The 17,670-nt window shown below is 44.2% G+C and carries 16 protein-coding genes; 10 read left to right on the forward strand and 6 right to left on the reverse strand.

The features are described from left to right. Positions 1 to 28 precede the first annotated feature (28 nt). The 5 genes from AC3AQ9_RS15665 to AC3AQ9_RS15685 all read left to right on the forward strand — a co-directional run bounded on the left by AC3AQ9_RS15665 (position 29) and on the right by AC3AQ9_RS15685 (position 5,014). Positions 29 to 892, forward strand: a complete 864-nt coding sequence (locus AC3AQ9_RS15665; protein ID WP_488308426.1) for a YitT family protein — start codon at positions 29 to 31, stop codon at positions 890 to 892. A gap of 501 nt (positions 893 to 1,393) precedes the next feature. Continuing rightward, positions 1,394 to 1,843, forward strand: coding sequence for a PTS sugar transporter subunit IIA (locus AC3AQ9_RS15670; RefSeq protein WP_488308427.1), 450 nt, complete (start codon positions 1,394 to 1,396; stop codon positions 1,841 to 1,843). Positions 1,844 to 1,942: 99 nt separating this feature from the next. After that, positions 1,943 to 3,331 (forward strand): PTS galactitol transporter subunit IIC, encoded by a 1,389-nt coding sequence (locus AC3AQ9_RS15675; RefSeq protein WP_488308428.1) that lies wholly within the window; start codon positions 1,943 to 1,945, stop codon positions 3,329 to 3,331. Further along, a complete protein-coding gene (locus AC3AQ9_RS15680) occupies positions 3,332 to 3,616 on the forward strand; it encodes a PTS sugar transporter subunit IIB (protein WP_300991662.1) in 285 nt (94 codons plus the stop codon). It begins immediately after the preceding gene. Positions 3,617 to 3,811: 195 nt separating this feature from the next. Then, positions 3,812 to 5,014: a Bcr/CflA family efflux MFS transporter gene (locus AC3AQ9_RS15685; protein ID WP_488308429.1), complete on the forward strand. Its 1,203-nt coding sequence runs from the start codon at positions 3,812 to 3,814 to the stop codon at positions 5,012 to 5,014. A 144-nt stretch (positions 5,015 to 5,158) separates the two neighbouring features. On the opposite strand, the gene AC3AQ9_RS15690 is transcribed toward AC3AQ9_RS15685, so the two are convergent. After that, positions 5,159 to 6,523 (reverse strand): YjiH family protein, encoded by a 1,365-nt coding sequence (locus AC3AQ9_RS15690; protein WP_488308430.1) that lies wholly within the window; start codon positions 6,521 to 6,523, stop codon positions 5,159 to 5,161. A gap of 814 nt (positions 6,524 to 7,337) precedes the next feature. Between AC3AQ9_RS15690 and gdhA the strand changes: the two genes are divergently transcribed. Next, entirely contained in the window at positions 7,338 to 8,726 is a 1,389-nt protein-coding gene (gdhA, locus tag AC3AQ9_RS15695; RefSeq protein ID WP_488308431.1) for an NADP-specific glutamate dehydrogenase, read from the forward strand. 152 nt (positions 8,727 to 8,878) lie between these two features. Here the strand turns inward: gdhA and AC3AQ9_RS15700 are convergent, their stop codons facing one another. Continuing rightward, on the reverse strand, positions 8,879 to 9,016 hold the full coding sequence (locus AC3AQ9_RS15700) for a hypothetical protein (protein WP_488308432.1): 138 nt from the start codon (positions 9,014 to 9,016) through the stop codon (positions 8,879 to 8,881). 116 nt (positions 9,017 to 9,132) lie between these two features. Between AC3AQ9_RS15700 and AC3AQ9_RS15705 the strand changes: the two genes are divergently transcribed. The 3 genes from AC3AQ9_RS15705 to AC3AQ9_RS15715 are packed head-to-tail and all read left to right on the forward strand — an operon-like array spanning position 9,133 to position 13,013. Next, positions 9,133 to 10,167 carry an ABC transporter substrate-binding protein gene (locus AC3AQ9_RS15705; protein ID WP_488308433.1) on the forward strand — a complete coding sequence of 345 codons (1,035 nt, stop codon included), beginning with the start codon at positions 9,133 to 9,135 and terminating at the stop codon, positions 10,165 to 10,167. A gap of 30 nt (positions 10,168 to 10,197) precedes the next feature. After that, a complete protein-coding gene (locus tag AC3AQ9_RS15710; protein WP_488308434.1) occupies positions 10,198 to 11,940 on the forward strand; it encodes an ABC transporter permease in 1,743 nt (580 codons plus the stop codon). Further along, positions 11,937 to 13,013 carry an ABC transporter ATP-binding protein gene (locus tag AC3AQ9_RS15715; protein ID WP_488308435.1) on the forward strand — a complete coding sequence of 359 codons (1,077 nt, stop codon included), beginning with the start codon at positions 11,937 to 11,939 and terminating at the stop codon, positions 13,011 to 13,013. Before AC3AQ9_RS15710 ends, AC3AQ9_RS15715 begins: the two co-directional genes overlap by 4 nt. 42 nt (positions 13,014 to 13,055) lie before the next feature. On the opposite strand, the gene AC3AQ9_RS15720 is transcribed toward AC3AQ9_RS15715, so the two are convergent. Then, a complete protein-coding gene (locus AC3AQ9_RS15720) occupies positions 13,056 to 13,574 on the reverse strand; it encodes a DUF2798 domain-containing protein (RefSeq protein WP_488308436.1) in 519 nt (172 codons plus the stop codon). A 487-nt stretch (positions 13,575 to 14,061) separates the two neighbouring features. Here AC3AQ9_RS15720 and AC3AQ9_RS15725 point away from each other — a divergent pair, with 487 nt between their 5' ends. Further along, positions 14,062 to 14,580, forward strand: coding sequence for a pyridoxamine 5'-phosphate oxidase family protein (locus AC3AQ9_RS15725; RefSeq protein ID WP_488308437.1), 519 nt, complete (start codon positions 14,062 to 14,064; stop codon positions 14,578 to 14,580). Positions 14,581 to 14,830: 250 nt separating this feature from the next. Here the strand turns inward: AC3AQ9_RS15725 and AC3AQ9_RS15730 are convergent, their stop codons facing one another. From AC3AQ9_RS15730 to AC3AQ9_RS15740, 3 genes are read right to left on the reverse strand one after another with little or no spacing between them, the layout of a single operon-like run. Further along, positions 14,831 to 16,105: a TRAP transporter large permease gene (locus AC3AQ9_RS15730; protein ID WP_488308438.1), complete on the reverse strand. Its 1,275-nt coding sequence runs from the start codon at positions 16,103 to 16,105 to the stop codon at positions 14,831 to 14,833. 1 nt (position 16,106) lies between these two features. Next, positions 16,107 to 16,598, reverse strand: coding sequence for a TRAP transporter small permease (locus AC3AQ9_RS15735; protein ID WP_488308439.1), 492 nt, complete (start codon positions 16,596 to 16,598; stop codon positions 16,107 to 16,109). Between the two features lie 17 nt (positions 16,599 to 16,615). After that, positions 16,616 to 17,635: a TRAP transporter substrate-binding protein gene (locus tag AC3AQ9_RS15740; protein ID WP_488308440.1), complete on the reverse strand. Its 1,020-nt coding sequence runs from the start codon at positions 17,633 to 17,635 to the stop codon at positions 16,616 to 16,618. Positions 17,636 to 17,670 lie beyond the last annotated feature (35 nt).

A 17,670-nucleotide genomic window follows, 5' to 3' on the forward strand; every position in this document is an offset into this window, starting at 1 on the left:
AAGTATAAGGTAGAACGGAGAATTATACATGGATAAAGTTTACAGTTCATTGATCATTTTCGCAGGATCGTTGCTGCTTGGCTTTGCGTTTAATATGTTTTTATTGCCTCATGAGATTTTATCAGGCGGGATTACGGGAATTGCGATGATCTTCAGTTTGATGACACCAATCAATGCCGGGATTTGGCTGTTCGTTTTGAACATCCCGATTTTGATTTTAGGCTGGATGAAACTTGGAAAGATGTTCATCTTCAATAGCATTTACTCGGTGGTAGTGACTTCGGTTTCCATGCTGTATATTCCAGTGATGAAAGTGACAGAAGACCCGTTATTGTCGTCTGTATTTGGCGGAGTTCTGGTCGGAGTGGGCGTCGGATTTATCATCCGTTCCTATGGCTCGACAGGCGGCTTTGATGTTGTTGGCCTGCTTTTGACGATGAAGCGCGATATCCCGCTCGGCTTTTTGGTATTCGTCCTCAATAGCATGGTCGTTTTCGTATCGGGCTTTATCTTTACATGGGAACTTGCGATGTATACGATGGCTTCCATCTATATCACGGGTCTTGTTGTTGACCGGATCCACACGCGCCATCTCAAGCTTGGCTTGATGGTAGTGACAAGCAAGGGAGACGCTGTCAAAAAGCAATTGCTTGAAAATCTGTATCGTGGGATTACTGTGACGGACGGTGAAGGCGCTTATTCCGGAAACAAAGTCAAAGTGCTTTACAGCGTCATTTCGCGTTATGAACTTGCCTATGTGAGGCCGCTTATCAAAGCAGTCGACCCGAACGCTTTCGTCAGCATCAGCGAGACGATGGAAGTTATGGGGAATTTCCGCAAGGATGATAATTTCAAAAAAGTTCCGGGAATGGACAGCTCTTTCAAAGCATAAAACAATAATAAGACACAAAAAAACTTCCATGTTGGTGGAAGTTTTTTTGCGTCTTATTAAAAAATCTGAATAATTAAATTAATGTATTTTCATTTCAAAAGATAGGTATATAATGAAGGTAAAAGGAGGAGGAGTTGAAATGGAACCAACCTTTGGTCTTGTGCCCATTCTCGTCCTTGCCGCCATTGCAGTTGTGCTCATCATGACATATTTCATCTTCCATCATTGGGCAAAATGAAGAGCATGACCGAAAGAGCCGCATCTGTCATGCGGCTTTTTTGAATAGCTGGGATGAATTTAAACACAAGTTGATCATATTTCAAATAAGTTTACAATATTCCGAATACTCTATTGATTAATTTTGAAAGCGCTCTTATAATATGAATAAAATCATATGTGCTTATACGGAACAAATGTAAAAAAGTGTGGCAGCCGACAAAAAGGAGGGGCCCAATGATGGTTTGCTGCGGCATCAAGCACATGAACAAGGGGGAGTGGACAATGAAGCTGGATGAAGAATTGGTCATCATTGAAATGGAGGCCAATTCAAAAGAAGAAGTGTTGACGATATTGGGCAATCAGCTGATGAAGAAAGGATTCGTTAAAGAAAAGTTTGTCGAAAGCATCCTTCAACGGGAAAAAACCTTTCCTACGGGATTGCCCACTGTACCATTCGGAGTTGCGATTCCGCATACAGACGGAAACATGGTAAACGATTCGAAAATAGCTTTTGCTACTTTGAAAAAACCGGTGAAGTTCGTTGCGATGGGGCAAGGCGACCAATTGGTCGACGTAAAATTGATTTTTCTGCTCGCTTTAAAACATCCATCAGACCAATTAGAGATGCTGCAAAAATTGGTGGGGCTTTTTCAAAACCCGGATACGGTGTCGAGATTGGCGGCCATCAAAAGTGTAGACGAACTGAATAAACTGGTCGGTGACGAAGCATAAAAACGGCCATACCAGCCGAACCTTAAGCTTAAAACTTTTTACCACTCCGCCCCTGCTGCATCACCTTGGCATAACATAATGAATTGAGGAGGAGATTGGATGGAATTTCTACAATGGTTTGTGGATTTGGGTGCTACGGTCCTTCTGCCAATTTTGATTTTTATCTTTGCACTGGTGCTGGGAACTAAGCCAGGAAGAGCTCTCCGTGCAGGGATTATTGTCGGAATCGGGTTTGTGGGGATTAACTTGGTCATCGGTTTGCTGGTGGATAGTTTAGGGCCGGCCGCCCAAGCGATGGTTGACAATTTCGGTTTTAATTTAAATACGATTGATGTCGGCTGGCCGGCAGCTGCAGCCATTTCCTACGGGACTTCGTTAGGGAGTTTAGCGATCCCGCTTGGCGTCGGTGTAAATATCCTGTTATTGACTTTTGGGTTGACCAAAACACTGAACGTCGATATCTGGAATTTTTGGCATGTCGCTTTTACCGGCTCTTTGGTTTATGCCCTCACTTCAGACTTTTGGCTAGGGATACTCACCATTATCGTTCACTTGCTGTTGCTGTATTTAATGGCGGACGTCCTCGCAAAGTATATTGAAAGATTCTATGGATTTCAAAATATCACGTTTCCACACGGTACATCGGCACCATCTGCCTTTGTCGCATTGCCGATGAACTGGGTTTTTGACCGGATTCCCGGATTTAATAAACTGGAAGCTGACCCGGATTCCATTCAGAGAAGGCTCGGCATTCTGGGGGATTCAACGATTATTGGTGTGGTCATCGGGATCTTGATCGGGATTCTTGCAGGCTACGATGTGCCGGGGATTCTGCAGCTGGCAATCCAGACGGGGGCCGTTATGGTGCTTCTGCCGAGAATGGTGGCTTTATTGATGGAGGGTTTAATCCCGGTTTCGGAGGCAGCGGGAGCTTTCGTTAAAAAGCGTTTCCCGGGAAGAGATTTGTATATCGGCATGGACAGTGCGCTGGCCATTGGTCATCCAGCCGTATTGTCTTCAGCTTTGCTGCTCATCCCGATCACGATTTTCCTGGCGGTGCTGCTGCCTGGTAACTCTGTTCTGCCGTTTGCGGATTTGGCATCGATTCCGTTCTTGATCTGTTTGATGGTGCCGATATTCAGAGGGAATATTGTGCGGACCGTTATCGGCGGAACCATCTATATTGGAGTGGGTTTATATATTGCCACTTGGGTGGCGCCGCTGTTTACAGACGCCGCCATTGCTTCAAATTTTGACATGGGAGAGAACTCCAGCATTTCTTCATTGATTGATGGAGCAGTTTGGACAACGTTCCTATTCGTATGGATCCCGAAAATACTCAGCTGGTATGGAATGGGTGCCTTGGGGCTGTTGACACTTTTCGGATTGATTTACCAAAATAAAATTAAACCGAACCGGACAAGAGCAAGAGAAGAACGAGCTGATGAAACAGAAGAAGATGATAATTTAGAAGGGAAGGAAGCGTAAATGAAAAAATTATTGATCATGTGCGGGACAGGAATTGCCACTTCAACAGTGGTAAAAGGAAAAGTGGAAGAATGGCTGAAAGCAAATAATTTAAGCCAGGAAGTTAAGATATACCAGTCAAAAGTCAGCGATGAAATAAATCGAATCGATGAGTATGATGTTATTTTGTCCACTACATTGGTGCCGGACAAAATAAAAGACAAAGTGATTGACGGTGTGCCGCTTTTGACGGGCATTGGGATCGACAGTATGTACGAAAAGGTTTTAGCGGAGATCAAGCGGTAAAAATCCTTATCAATCAGACTGGGCCACCTGTGAAAATCGGGTGGCTCTTGTCATTTACAGACGTGGAAGAGGATGTAAAACAGTTGCTGCCCTTGAAATTAAAGCTTTCTATTAAAATTATCTCATAATGCTTAAACCTTTCAGCAGAGTGCTGTATAGTTAGTAGCGTATTCTAGTGAAAGGTGTTAAAACGATATGCTACATAATCCAACAGGAAAAAAACGATTAGGGCTTGCATTGCTTCTCAGTATGTTGGGAATACTGGCACCCTTGAACATTGATATGTATTTGCCGAGTTTCCCTTTGATCGCAGAAGAGTTAAATGCCCATGTGTCACTGGTCCAAATGAGTTTGACAGCTTGCTTGATCGGTTTGGCGGTAGGCCAGATCATCATTGGGCCATTGAGTGATTCACAGGGAAGGCGGAAACCGCTGATCATCTCCATTTTCTTATTTGCACTATCGTCCCTTCTTTGCGCCGTAGCACCGACGATTGAGCTGTTGATCATTGGCCGTTTTCTGCAGGGATTGACAGCAGCAGGAGGAGTTGCCCTTTCCAAAGCCGTGGTCAGTGATGTGTTCACCGGCAGGGAAATGACCAAGTTTTTTGCATTGTTGATGGTCATCAATGCGGTGGCACCAATGGCAGCACCGATTGCCGGCGGCGCCATATTGGCATTGCCATTTGCCGGATGGGAAACCATCTTTTACTTTTTAGGATTTCTTGGTTTGGTGATGGCAGTGATCATTATCTTCCGTCTTCCTGAAACGCTGCCTAAAGAAGAGCGAATTCCGAGTTCACTCGGTGCTTCTGTGCGTACGATGGGCAGTTTGCTGAAAACCCGGCCGTTTATCGGCTATGCGTTGGTTGCCGGGATGATCCACGGCGGCAGTTTTGCTTATGTAGCGGGAACGCCTTTTGTTTATCAGGAAATCTATGGGGTTTCCCCTCAAACCTTTGGCTTGCTGTTCGGCATCAACGGCATCGCCATGATTCTTGGAAGTTATATCATCGGCAAGTTCGGCGGCATTGTTTCTGAACACAGCCTGTTGCAGGGAGCTGTTTTTCTGGCTTCCGGAGCCACACTCCTGCTTTTGATCATGACTATTATTGAAGGGCCGCTCGCTTCCATCGTCACGCTGATTTTTATTTATATGATTGCAGTCGGGATGACATTTACGAGTTCTTTCACTTTAGCTATGCACGGCCAAGGGCATAGGGCGGGTAGTGCCAGTGCAGTGGTAGGGATGCTGCCATTGGTGATCGGCTCGCTCGTTTCGCCGCTTGTCGGCATCAATGAAACCTCTGCTGTCCCGATGGGGGCCATCCTGTTCGGCTCATCCGTTCTGGGGCTGATTGTTTTCTTCACATTGACGGGGAAGAAAAATGCAGTTTAAGCGAATGAATTAAATAAAAAACAGAAGCTGAAGGGGAGTCTTCAGCTTCTGTTTTTATATCAATCGCTCCACTTTTGTTTTAACTTGAAATTTGAAGGAAAAGAATCCACTCCCGAACCGAAAGTTCGAAGGAGTGGATTCTTTTTATACAAACATATGGCCGAACAAGACAAGAATCGGCAGGGTAATCACAGTGCGCAGTACAAAAATCACAGCAAGTTCCCAGAACTTAAGCGGGATATTCGAACGCAAGATCAACAAGCCGATTTCTGACATATAGATGATTTGCGTCAAAGATACACCGGCCAGAACGAAGCGGGTCAATTCACTTTCGATGCCGCTGCCAAGAACCGCGGGCAGGAACATATCGGCGAAACCGACAAGGAAGGTCGGTGCCGCTTCAGCTGCTTCCGGAAGTCCCAATAATGTCAGTACCGGAATCAGCGGATAGGAAATGATTTTGAATAGCGGTGTGTACTCCGCGATGATCAATGCCATTGTTCCAAGCGCCATGACCAGTGGAATCAATGCCAGCCAAATATCCAGTACCGTTTCAATGCCGATCACTGCAAGTTTTTTCGGGCCTGCAGCGCTGTCCGCTTTTCTGCGAGCTTCATTGAATCCCCATTTCACTAAAGACACACCTTCGGGAATCGTATCATCGACTTGTTTCCCGACTGGCGCAAAGTACTCATCTTTTTTACGGGATAATGGAGGAATGCGCGGCATGATAATTGCTGCTACTAAACAAGCGACGGATACGGCCAAGTAGAACGGCAGGAACAAATGGCCGATGCCGACGACATTGGCGACGACTAAACTGAAAGCGACAGATGCAATCGAAAACGTCGTGGCGATGACAGAAGCTTCTCGCTCTGTATAATAGCCTTCATCGTATTGCTTCATGGTTACCAATACGCCGACTGGTGCAGCACCCATCCAGGATGCCATGGCGTCAATCGACGAGCGGCCAGGCAAAGTGAACACTGGGCGCATGAATTTGTTGACCAATACACCGACAAATTCCATCAGTCCGAATTCCACAAGCAAAGGCAATAAAATACCAGCGAATAAGAACCAAGTAAGCAGGACTGGGGCCAGGTCGTAAAGGACAACTCCACCTGTATTGCGGGAAGCGATTGCTTCAGGGCCAATTTCATAAAAAGCCATGATGCCGAATGCGAAAGCGATCACCTTTACCGCAAGGCCGAACGGCCCATTGATGAATGTTGCACGCAGGAAAGGCGATTTTTTTACAAACTCAGGCTTTAAAGCCGTTGCTGCCAAACTGGCCATAGCTGAAAAGCCGAGCAGGAATAAAATGAATGCAGGAATAACCGCGCTGAAAGTGGACAATAGGAATGAGGCCAGAATGCCGACGCCGATTGTGACTTCGCCGTTATAGGAAATCGGGCATAAAAAAAGAAGTGCCCCAATTAGGGATGGAATAAGAAATTTCCAAGTTGAAGATGGTGAAACGGTCTTTTTATAACTTTGAAGCATGGCCATAACTTTTCCCCCTCGCTACTATTTTTCGATAATGTATATACTATACATTAATGAAGGGATTGGAAACAAGTGTATTTTCTTTTTATTTACAAATAAACCCTATACTTTTATAGTGTTTAATGAGTTTCTTCTTATGTTTTTACTCTAAAGAAAAAAGAGAAAGGAAACATTTTTAATATAATAGTTGAATAAAAATTCATCAGATGCCTATAATAAGGCATTCTCAGCAAAAGCTAAAGCGGCTGTAATCTATCCGCATGCAATAAAAAAGTTTTCAATCTGAAAAAATGGAGACAAATGATAAAAATGTGAAAATATTTAAACTTAATGTATTAAAAGTGCCTAATTCTCTTAATAGTAGTGCAAATTCTTACATAGCAATAAAAAAATCTGATAGTATAAATATTGATAGATCGATTTAAACTTTAAGTATGGCCCAGCTGCTGAAGGTCTTAAGCCTCGCTTTACAGAAAAGATACGAGTTTTAAATGGCGAGTAAATATACCGATTCTTTTATCAACCCCTTGTTGATGAGAGAATCATTCTTTTTTATTTTGCTGAAAAAGCAAAGCACCAGCCCCTCCAATAAAGAAAAAAATCCCCCAAACCTAGAGCAAATAGAGATTTAATGAGCAAAACAGGATTATCCGATAAACTTTCGTCCGGAAGTTACGCGGGCTAATTTTTATAAAACTCCTTGCTATTTTAAAATATTTAATTGATTATGGTTGAATCAGTTTGTATAATGATTAATAAACACTTAGTTTTTCGGATAATTATTCACCTTTACCCTTGTTTTTGAAGAAAGGAATGAATGCATTTGCAATTTACCGATAGAGAAGATAAAGTCATTCAACAATCAGCTCATGAATATATAAAAGCCACTCATAAAAAAATCAAAGAACGCAACCCCGGAGAATCCGAATTTTTGCAGGCGACATGGGAAGTTTTCGATTCACTGCAGCCTGTTTTTGAACAGCATCCCGAATATGTGCAAGAAGGCATTTTAGAACGCATTTCTGAGCCGGAACGCTTCATCACGTTTCGGGTGACTTGGGAAGACGATAATGGAAATGTCCATGTAAACCGGGGCTACCGTGTGCAGTTCAACAGCACATTAGGACCTTTTAAAGGCGGTCTCCGTTTTCATCCTTCTTTGACCGGGAGCGTTGTGAAATTTCTTGGTTTTGAACAGATCTTCAAGAATGCCTTGACCGGTTTGCCGATCGGTGGAGGCAAGGGCGGATCTGATTTCGATCCCAAAGGCCGTTCAGACCGGGAAATTATGCGTTTTTGCCAAAGCTTCATGACTGAACTCAGTCGCCATATTGGACCGGATATCGATGTCCCTGCAGGCGACATTGGCGTCGGTAAACGGGAAATCGGCTATCTGTTCGGACAATATAAGCGGATCCGCAATGCTTTTGAAGCGGGCGTTTTCACAGGCAAGAATCCGGACAATGGCGGCAGCTTGATCCGCAAAGAAGCGACAGGCTATGGCACCGTCTATTTTGTTGAAGAAATGCTGAAAGAACAAGGACTTTCTTTTGCCGGCAGCGATGTCATCGTGTCCGGTTCAGGAAATGTCTCAATATACGCCATGGAAAAAGCAATTGAATTCGGCGCGAAAGTTGTCGCATGCAGTGATTCGGAAGGGTATATTTACGATCCGGAAGGCATCAATGTGGAAACGGTTAAGCAATTGAAGGAAGTGGAAAGAAAAAGGATTTATCACTACCTTGAACATCATCCAGGTGCCCGTTTCGGCAATGACAAAACAGAAATCTGGACGCTTCCGTGCGACATCGCCCTTCCTTGTGCAACGCAAAATGAAATCGGCCGGGTCAGTGCAGAAGCATTAGTAGACAATGGCGTCAAAGCAGTAGGCGAAGGGGCCAATATGCCATGTGACGATGAAGCCGTTCGCGTACTGACGCATAATAAGGTTCTCTTTGCACCGGCAAAAGCTGCCAATGCAGGAGGAGTGGCAGTCTCAGCGATGGAAATGTCCCAAAACAGCATGCGTTATTCCTGGACTTCTGAAGAAGTTGATGCCAAATTGCATCAAGTCATGAAGACTATTTATAAAACTTGCATGGAAACTGCAGAAAAATACGGTTCTCCAGGCAATCTCATTGTCGGCGCCAATATTGCCGGCTTCAAAAAAGTGGCAGACGCCATGCTTGACCACGGATTAAACTAAAATTTGATTAGATAAAGTAAAACGGAAAAAGCTCAGGCAAAGAAATTTGCCTGAGCTTTTTTCGGTTTGAGGTAATCAATTCAAGATCCAAACACTTTGACTGGAAAAGCTCTTCGCCTGCCGCGAAGAGCTCCTTCAAAAGCAAAAAGCCTTCAAAGTCCAAGGAAATATTCTTTATCTACATTTTCAGCGGATGCTATCGATGTTTTTTCATTCCTTATCGGCGTTTCAGCTATTCCTATCGGTGTTGCTAAACTTTTTATCGGCGCTTCACAAATCTCTTCCAACATTCCTGCGAATCCCCTTTACGCAATCCTCATACTTCTTAACAGCTTCTCAACAATAACTTCACACTCAAGCTTTACACTTAATGATAATCAGCAAGAAAATCCAAGGGGGAATCGAGATGAACAAATTACTTACAAGTGCAGGCGTGCTTGCCATGACGGCGATGCTTACAGCATGCAGCGGGGAAGAAGCAGCGAATAATGCAGAAGCGGAAAGTGCGGACAGCGGATCTGCGGTTTCCGGTTCACTCGATTTTTATACATCACAGCCGGATGCGGATGCACAAGCGCTTGTAGATGCTTTTACTGAAAAGAATCCGGATGTAGAAGTCAGCATTTTCCGTTCGGGTACGGAAGAAGTGGTGTCGAAAATCCAGGCGGAAGACCAGGCGGGTGATATCCAAGCCGATGTTTTATTGGTAGCAGATTCTGTGACGTTTGAGAATTTCAAACAGGAAGAATTGCTGCTGTCTTACAAGTCGGCGGAAGCGGAAGCGATCGATGAAGCATTTGTCGACCCGGACGGAGCCTATACCGGGACGAAAGTGATGGCAACCGGACTGGTCATCAATACGAATGAAGTGAAAAATCTGCCCGACAGCTGGAATGTTTTGACGGAAGAAGCTTCAAAAGGCAAAGCGGTTATGCCGAGTCCTTTGTATTCAGGTGCAGCCGCATATAACTTAGGCGTCATCACGAAGCAGGACGGCATGGGCTGGGAATTCTATGATAACATGCGCACCAATGGCATCACCATCACGCAAGGGAACGGAGCTGTCCTCGAAGGAGTAGCCATGGGCGAACAGCATTACGGCATGATTGTGGACTATCTTGTCGCACAGGCAAAGAGCGATGGTTCTCCGGTTGAACTCGTATACCCGAAAGAAGGCGTACCGGTCATTACCGAACCGGTAGGCATCATGGCGAATACGGATAATGAAAAAGCCGCGCAGGCATTTGTCGACTTTGTGCTGTCGGAAGAAGGACAGGAATTGGCAGCTGAACAAGGCTATACGCCAATCCGTGAAGGCATTGAAGCACCGGAAGGCTTGAAAACACTGGATGAAATGAAGGTGCTGGAAGCCGACTCAGTAGAACTGCTGGAAACACGGGATGACGACAAAGCGAAATTCGGAGAGATCTTTGGTCAGTGACCGGTTTTTCCGAAGTAAGGAGCTGACGACATGATGGCAAAGCAGCAGACAATCGGAGAGAGAAAAAAGGGCATGCCTTCTTTCTCTCTTTTTTTTCAAAACAAAAACTTCTACAAAGGCATCGGCTTATTGTCAGTGTTTCTGCTTTTCCTGTTGCCGGTACTCCGGCTTGTCTGGCTCAGTTTTGTCAACGAGAGCGGCTTGACGCTGCATTATTACCAAGATGTACTGAATGAGCCGGCGACTTGGACAACTGTGCAAAACACCTTGGTGATCGTGCTGGGTTCAACGCTTTTGGCAGTAGTTCTAGGCGTCGTGTTTTCCTGGATTGTTGCGTATGTCGAAATTAGCGGGAAACGGGCGATGCAGCTGTTCATTTTCCTGCCATTTATCATACCTTCCTATATCACGACGCTCGCATGGACGCAGTTTTTCAGCGGCTCAGGACCTGTAGCGGCGATATTCTCCCGGCTTCCGGGAAATCTGGAAGTGCCAAACCTGTACAGCATCGGCGGCATCATTCTGCTCCTCGGGTTGTCGCATTATCCGCTCGTTTATCTTTTTACGGTCAACGTCTTTCGCAAAATCCCGCGTGACTTGGAAGAAGCGGCGGCGACGTCCGGCTTATCGAAAAAGCAGGCGTTCCGGAAAGTGGTTCTGCCATTGGCGTTGCCTGGGATTGTAAGCGGCGGGCTGATCGCCTTTTTATCTAATCTCGACAATTTCGGAATTCCTGCCTTTTTAGGAACGCCTTCGAATATCCGGGTGCTCAGCACATATATCTATGAACAAGTAGTAGGTTTTGGGCCAGAAGCGTTCTCGCGGGCGGCGGTTTTATCCGTCATACTCGGTGTAATCGCACTGGCGGGCACATTGCTGCAATGGTTTCTACTCAGGCGGAGCCGCGTTACTGAAACAGCACGCAGCGATTCACAGCCGCGTATTTTCCTGAAGCCGGTGAAAAGAAGATTGCTGACAATCGCTTTATGGACATTTTTGCTGGTGACAAGCGTCGTGCCGCTGATTGCGATGGGAGCTTTGTCACTGATTTCTGCTTATGGCGTACCGTTCACGTTAGAGAATCTGTCATTGAAGAATTACGAGCATGTGTTTTTAACTGATTCCAAACCGGCAGCGGCATTTATGAATAGCCTGAAACTTGCATTGGTTACGATGGCCATTTGCTTGTTCCTAGGCACATTGTTTGCCTATCTCCGATTTAAATATCCCGATTGGAGTACGAAAACAGCAGAATTGTTTATCACGATTCCATATGCGCTGCCGGGAACGGTATTTGCGCTTTGCATGATTTTCATGTGGATGGAGCCGGTGCCTGGATGGAATCCTGGAATATACGGGACTGTTTTTATTTTGTTCATCGCCTACACCACCCGATTCCTGGTGCTGCAGGTACGTGGCAGCTATACGGCATTCCTGCAGATCGACCCGTCGATGGAAGAGGCGGCAAGGACTTCAGGGGCAAAGGGCTGGGTGAAATGGCGTAAGATTTTATTGCCATTATTGTTTCCGGGAATCCTCGGAGGTGCGCTGCTGGTGTTTCTAATGGCGTTAACCGAACTTACCGTGTCGAGTTTGCTGTGGTCTTCCGGTTCTGAAACCATCGGAGTGGTGATTTTCGGATATGAACAGGCGGGTTACTCGACGTATTCGACTGCCTTTTCCACAGTGCTCGTGTTGGGCATTTTGCTTGGTGGCGCATTGTTTATAATGCTTGGCAAACTATGGGACAGAAAGGTGCTGAAAACAAAATGATTGAAGTTCAAGATATTTCAAAGAGATATGGAGAATTTACAGCCCTCCATTCGGTAGACTTGAAAATAAAAGCTGGTGAATTCATCGCGGTGCTTGGTCCTTCGGGCTGCGGCAAGACAACGCTTTTGAAACTGCTCGCAGGATTCATGGGTCCGACAGCAGGAAACATTATCATGGACGGCAATCTGGTAGCCACGGCGAAAAAGGTCATACCTCCTGAAAAACGGAATATCGGTATGGTGTTTCAATCATTTGCGCTGTGGCCGCATATGACGGTTGCAGATCATATCAAATTCCCGCTCAGTCACCATCCGAACCGGAAAAAAGAAAGCAAAGCCGAACTGCAGTCCAGAATCAATGATGTGCTCGGGCTTGTCGGGCTGGATGCTTTTGCAGCACGCTATCCATCGGAACTGTCCGGTGGGCAGAAGCAGCGGGTGGCATTGGCACGGGCGATTGCCCCGCTGCCGAATCTGCTTTTGATGGATGAGCCGTTCAGTGCCCTAGATGTGGAACTGCGGATGGAGATGCGGAAAGAAATTCAAAAGCTTCACCGGGAAACAGGTGCTTCCATTGTTTTTGTGACACATGACCAAAGCGAAGCTCTTGCCATCGCGGATAAGATTGTTGTGATGAATGAGGGACGGATTGAACAGGTAGCGCCGCCGGAAATCATTTATACACGTCCTGAAACCCAATTTGTTGCGACATTCGTCGGGAAATGCAATCTGGTCAAAGGAAAGTGGCAAAAGGTAGGGTTTGTGCCGGAAATGGAACATAACAGCATCTGGCCGGACTATGGCGTCGCACGCAGTTTTAAGATGGACGGCATCTATCCGGTGCGGCCGGAACAATTAAGATTAACTCCTGCGAAAAAAAATGGAGGGAATGGACGAGTCACCTTTGTCCAGTACCAAGGGCATGAAATCCATTATACGGTGGAAGTGGCAGAAGACATATGGACGGTTCATGAGTCGGTCTATTCGCCGCGTTTCCACGCTGGGGATGCAGTGGAAGTATCGTTGAAGGCAGGCGCAGGACACGGAAGAGAATTAATTTCTACTGTTAGATAAAATAAAAAAGCTTCCAGACAAATCGTTGTCTGGAAGCCTATTTTAGTTCTGTACTTGCGGCGCTGCTGCTAATTCTGTTTTCTTATCCTGTGATTCATGAAGCTTCACCATGGCGAAACGCGCAATCGGCTGGATCACCAGGCTTTCTGCAGCCAGCACGATGATGAAGTTGCGTGGCCAGTACTGCAGCCAGCTGCTGAAAAGTTCAGGGTGGAAACCGTTGCCGACAATATCGCCGATTAATGTCATAGCGGCGGACATTCCGAGTACGGTGAATAGAATGCGGAATAGGATTTTCGAGTTGAAGCTGTCAGTCGGTTTGGTAAATTTTGCCGTTAATGCCTCTGCAATACGGCCAAAAATAGCGGGTTCAATAATCATGACGATAATCCACATGATCGGCAATGTCTTTAAAATGGTGAAAGCAACCTCGCCATTAAATTCTCCCGCAAAGTAAACGATGCTGAATGAAGTCATAAATAAAACCGTTAAAGTAGAAATGATGGCTCCGTATAGAAGGCCTTCTTTCCCGTTTTGTGGCAGCCGTTTTTCTTGATGCATATTTTTCTTCCTTTCCAAAAGCTTTTACTGGACCTTGGCAATACGATAAATCATGTACAAATAAAGCGATGGTCGCGGCAATAAAGGTCAGCTTATGGAGAGCATCAATAATGGGTCTGCTATTGATTGTCTGCACGTAAATTTCCGTTATTCGTTTACTATCTCTGCTATTTCAAATATACATTTTGGATAACCGGTCGTTCACGGTTATGCTCAATTTAAAGTTGGTACTCCATACAGTCTGTTTTAAACCTTAACAAAATTAGCGGCGAAAAGGTAAGTGTCCATTTTGTGTCTTATGAAAAATGGTATCTGTATAAAAAAACTTTCAGAGAACATTTTATTGTCCGCAAGAAAAAAAGTCACTTAACTTTAAATACCCGTGCTTTTCTAGAAGAGTTTTGAGGTTTGGAGAAAAGGGGAAATACTATAAATATCAAGTTTTATGATTTTCTACTATCAGCAATTTTTTAGGAGGAGATAAACAATGTCGGATCCTACAGCATCAAACCAAGAAGCTATTGAAAAAGTCAAAGAAATGATTAAAGACATTGAAGTGGCGATGTTTACGACCATATCGAATGGCAAAGCGGTTTCACGTCCGATGCAAACACAGGAGACGGAATTTGATGGAGATTTGTGGTTTATGACGATGAAAGATACAGCGAAATATCAGGAAATTTTGCAAAACCCTTCGGTCAACTTGGCGTATTCAGGAAAGTCATATGTTTCAATTAGCGGAACTGCAGAAATCAGTGAAGACCTGGAGAAGAAAAAAGAATATTGGAATCCGGTACTTGGTAAATTGCTCGAAACGACTTACGATGATCCGAACGTAGTTTTGATCAAAGTGACTCCCGAAACGGCAGAATACTGGGAGTCAGGGAATCCATTAAAGAATGCTACCAAATTCGTTAAGAAGCTGGTAACCGATGAAAGAATTGATGAGGAAAATGAAACAAACCAAACAGTCGAATTTGACCGTCTTTATGGCAGTGACAATTGATTTTAAATAAATAGAGGTATTTGATATTTAGTGACAATCTTTTAAAAATCTATTTTTTTATTAATTGGTTCCTAAAGAGATAAAGCAATATAAAAAAAGAAGAACAAAGGCTGAGGATATTCCTTAAGCTTCTGTTCTTCTTTTTATATAGCCGATGATTGCGAGACGAGCGGCACGGTTATTATTTTATCTTTCAAATCAGACATTGTCTCCTTGCAGTAGGAAGGGGAGGCATAACAAGTAAAAACAACTATTGCATCAGAGAAGGGAGCCATAGAACTAATGGCGGCCAGTACGTAATTATAGCTAAAGCGAAAATTGAAATTGTCAGGAATGGCAGAATTGATTTTGTCAATTTCTCTAATTTCACTTCACCGAGAGAAGATGCAATATACAAACCTGCTCCGACTGGAGGAGTCAATAGACCAATAGTTAAGTTGATGCAAATGATTACACCGAAATGGACTGGATCGATTCCGTAAGTAATAAGCAAAGGAGCAAAAATCGGCACTAAAATAATGAGCGCGGCAATGCCATCGATCACCATACCTACTAGCAATAGGAAAATGTTAACAATCAGTAAGAAAAGCAATGGATTTTCTGTTAAAGTGGTCATCCAGGTTGCAATTCCTTGGGGTATTTGCTCGAAGCTGAGCATCCAGCCAAATAAATTAGCCATAGCAATTAACATCGTGATCGTTGCTGTTGTGATAGCTGTATTCACCATAATCTTCGGAAAATCTTTGATCTTAAGTTCACGATAAAGGAACAATCCAACCAGGATGGCAACGATACAAGCGACAGCTGCAGATTCAGTCGGTGTAAAGGCTCCGCTTAATATTCCGACAACAATGATGGCAGGCACCAAGAGAGCTGGAATTACATTAACGAAAGCTTTACACATATCTTTTAAAGTCGAGCGATCTTGCGTCGGCCATTTTTGTTTCATCCCGATTAGAGCAATCAGGAGGATAAAACATAAACCCAGCAGCAATCCCGGCAGTACGCCCCCCATGAACATAGAGCCGATTGAAGTGCCCGATGAAACTCCGTAAATGATAAACATCATACTTGGCGGAATTATCGGACCCAAGAGGCCCGCAGCTGCGGTTGTAGAAGATCCGAATTCCCGAGAATAGCCCTCTTTTTCCATAGAAGGAACCATAATGCGGCTCATCATGGCAATCTGGGCCGTCGCTGAACCGATAATCGAAGCCAACAGCATATTTGCTAAAACATTTACATAAGCAAGTCCGCCTCTAAAATGGCCGACCAAGGTTCTGGCAAAAGCAATGAGGCGTTGGGTGATGCCACCTGAATTCATTAATTCGCCTGCCAGCATGAATAATGGAATCGCCAGCAGACCATAACTTTCGAGACCGGAGTAAAGCCGTTGAGGAGCTGTTGCCATAAGGCCCATATTTTCCGAAATCATAATGTACAATATTGTTGTAATGCCGAGAACAAATGCAATTGGCACTTGGAGGAGCAGTAAGATAATAAAGGCGATAAGAGCAATTGCCAACTTAGAAGACCTCCTTTTTAGCTAAGAAGTTCTCAACCAATAGAGATAATGAATGGACAGCGATGAAGCAGAAACTGACAGGGATACTAAGGTATGCATAAATCATCGGCATTCTCATCGAACTTGAGCGCTGCACTAAAATATTGGGTGAAGTTAACCAAACAAAACATAAATAAAGAATGTAAATGACGAATAACAGAACTGCTAATATGCTCAAACCTATTAGAATTTTACGGGAAATCCCCGTAAATTGGTCTACAAACATCGTGATGGCGGCTGAACTTTTTAATTTGATGGCCATACTTCCGCCGATAAATGTGAGCCAGACAAGAGAGAAAATAGCTGTCTCGTCTGACCAGATTAAAGGGGAGTCAAAAACATAACGGTAAATGACACCGGCTGACAAGGAAATTAACATGGCAGAGACAAAAATAATTGCCAATACCTTTTCCGCTTTAAAAATTATGTCACTGAACCAATGGATAACTCGCATAACTTATTCCCCCAGTGTTATTTTGCTTCTTCTAAGAATGACTTGATGACTGGTGATTTTTCAGAGAATGAAGTTGTTACTTCTTGATTAATTTTCTCAAAAGAAGAAAGGTCATCTAAGGATTCCACTTTAACGCCTGCCTCTTTAAGTGTCGCTAAGTTGTTTTCTTCACGTTGAATGGCTTCTTTCACACCCCAGTCAACGGCTGATTTCATCGCTTTGCGAACAATTTCCTGATCACCAGGAGATAATCCGTCAAAAGATTTTTTTCCCATAACAACTACAGATGGGAAAGTAGCATGGTTCGTCAGTGTTAAGTTCTCAGCAGTTTCGTAATACTTCTCCGTTACCAAAGCATCCAAGTCGATATCGATACCATCGATGACTCCAGTTTGCAGAGATGTATAAACTTCTGAAAGCGGCATGGCTGTTGGACCGGCTCCAACTTTATCCCAGAACTCCTGGAATGCAGGGCTTCCGATAATTCTAATTTTCTTTCCTTTTAAATCTTCAGGTGAAGAAACATGTCCTTCTTTCATCAAAACATGGCGGTTTCCGGCAAAGGCAAAATCCAATCCGATCAATTGCTGGCTTTCAAGTTCACTCAGCATTTCTTTAGCAGCTTCAGATTCTCTTAATTCCACTGCTTGGTCCAAAGTCTTGAAAGTAAATGGCATGAACCAGGAATTCAATGATTCTTGACGGGTACTCATATAAGCATTCGTTAAAAATCCGAAGTCTAGTGAACCGGTTTCCAATTGTTGCACCATATCTTGTTCTTGGCCAAGCTGTGCAGCCGGATAAATTTCAAGATCCATACGGCCATTAGATAAACTCTCTAATTCTTCGCCGAATTTCAAAGCGGTCTGATGCCAAATGTGGTTTTCCTGTGTAACGTGAGAAACTTTAAATGTGTATGTATCAGTTCCTTCCGAAGTACTGCCACTTACTTCATTGCCACTTTCAACACAACCTGCTAAAAGCAGTGATAAAGCAGAGATTGTAGCGAGAATAGAAAATCCTTTTTTTGATTTCATATGAATTGCCCCCTTTTATAATTTGTGTTCAATTT

Source organism: Planococcus sp. VCh962 (genome assembly GCF_057748275.1).

Bases quoted from the DNA above. Each gene is read 5' to 3' on its own strand.
- AC3AQ9_RS15705 (WP_488308433.1), top strand. From the start codon at position 9,133: ATGAACAAATTACTTACAAGTGCAGGCGTGCTTGCCATGACGGCGATG.
- AC3AQ9_RS15690 (WP_488308430.1), bottom strand. From the start codon at position 6,523: ATGGCCATGCTTCAAAGTTATAAAAAGACCGTTTCACCATCTTCAACT.
- AC3AQ9_RS15710 (WP_488308434.1), top strand. From the start codon at position 10,198: ATGATGGCAAAGCAGCAGACAATCGGAGAGAGAAAAAAGGGCATGCCT.
- AC3AQ9_RS15665 (WP_488308426.1), top strand. From the start codon at position 29: ATGGATAAAGTTTACAGTTCATTGATCATTTTCGCAGGATCGTTGCTG.
- AC3AQ9_RS15675 (WP_488308428.1), top strand. From the start codon at position 1,943: ATGGAATTTCTACAATGGTTTGTGGATTTGGGTGCTACGGTCCTTCTG.
- AC3AQ9_RS15740 (WP_488308440.1), bottom strand. From the start codon at position 17,635: ATGAAATCAAAAAAAGGATTTTCTATTCTCGCTACAATCTCTGCTTTA.
- AC3AQ9_RS15670 (WP_488308427.1), top strand. From the start codon at position 1,394: ATGAAGCTGGATGAAGAATTGGTCATCATTGAAATGGAGGCCAATTCA.
- AC3AQ9_RS15685 (WP_488308429.1), top strand. From the start codon at position 3,812: ATGCTACATAATCCAACAGGAAAAAAACGATTAGGGCTTGCATTGCTT.
- AC3AQ9_RS15700 (WP_488308432.1), bottom strand. From the start codon at position 9,016: ATGTTGGAAGAGATTTGTGAAGCGCCGATAAAAAGTTTAGCAACACCG.
- AC3AQ9_RS15735 (WP_488308439.1), bottom strand. From the start codon at position 16,598: ATGCGAGTTATCCATTGGTTCAGTGACATAATTTTTAAAGCGGAAAAG.
- AC3AQ9_RS15680 (WP_300991662.1), top strand. From the start codon at position 3,332: ATGAAAAAATTATTGATCATGTGCGGGACAGGAATTGCCACTTCAACA.
- AC3AQ9_RS15715 (WP_488308435.1), top strand. From the start codon at position 11,937: ATGATTGAAGTTCAAGATATTTCAAAGAGATATGGAGAATTTACAGCC.
- AC3AQ9_RS15720 (WP_488308436.1), bottom strand. From the start codon at position 13,574: ATGCATCAAGAAAAACGGCTGCCACAAAACGGGAAAGAAGGCCTTCTA.
- AC3AQ9_RS15725 (WP_488308437.1), top strand. From the start codon at position 14,062: ATGTCGGATCCTACAGCATCAAACCAAGAAGCTATTGAAAAAGTCAAA.
- gdhA (WP_488308431.1), top strand. From the start codon at position 7,338: ATGCATTTGCAATTTACCGATAGAGAAGATAAAGTCATTCAACAATCA.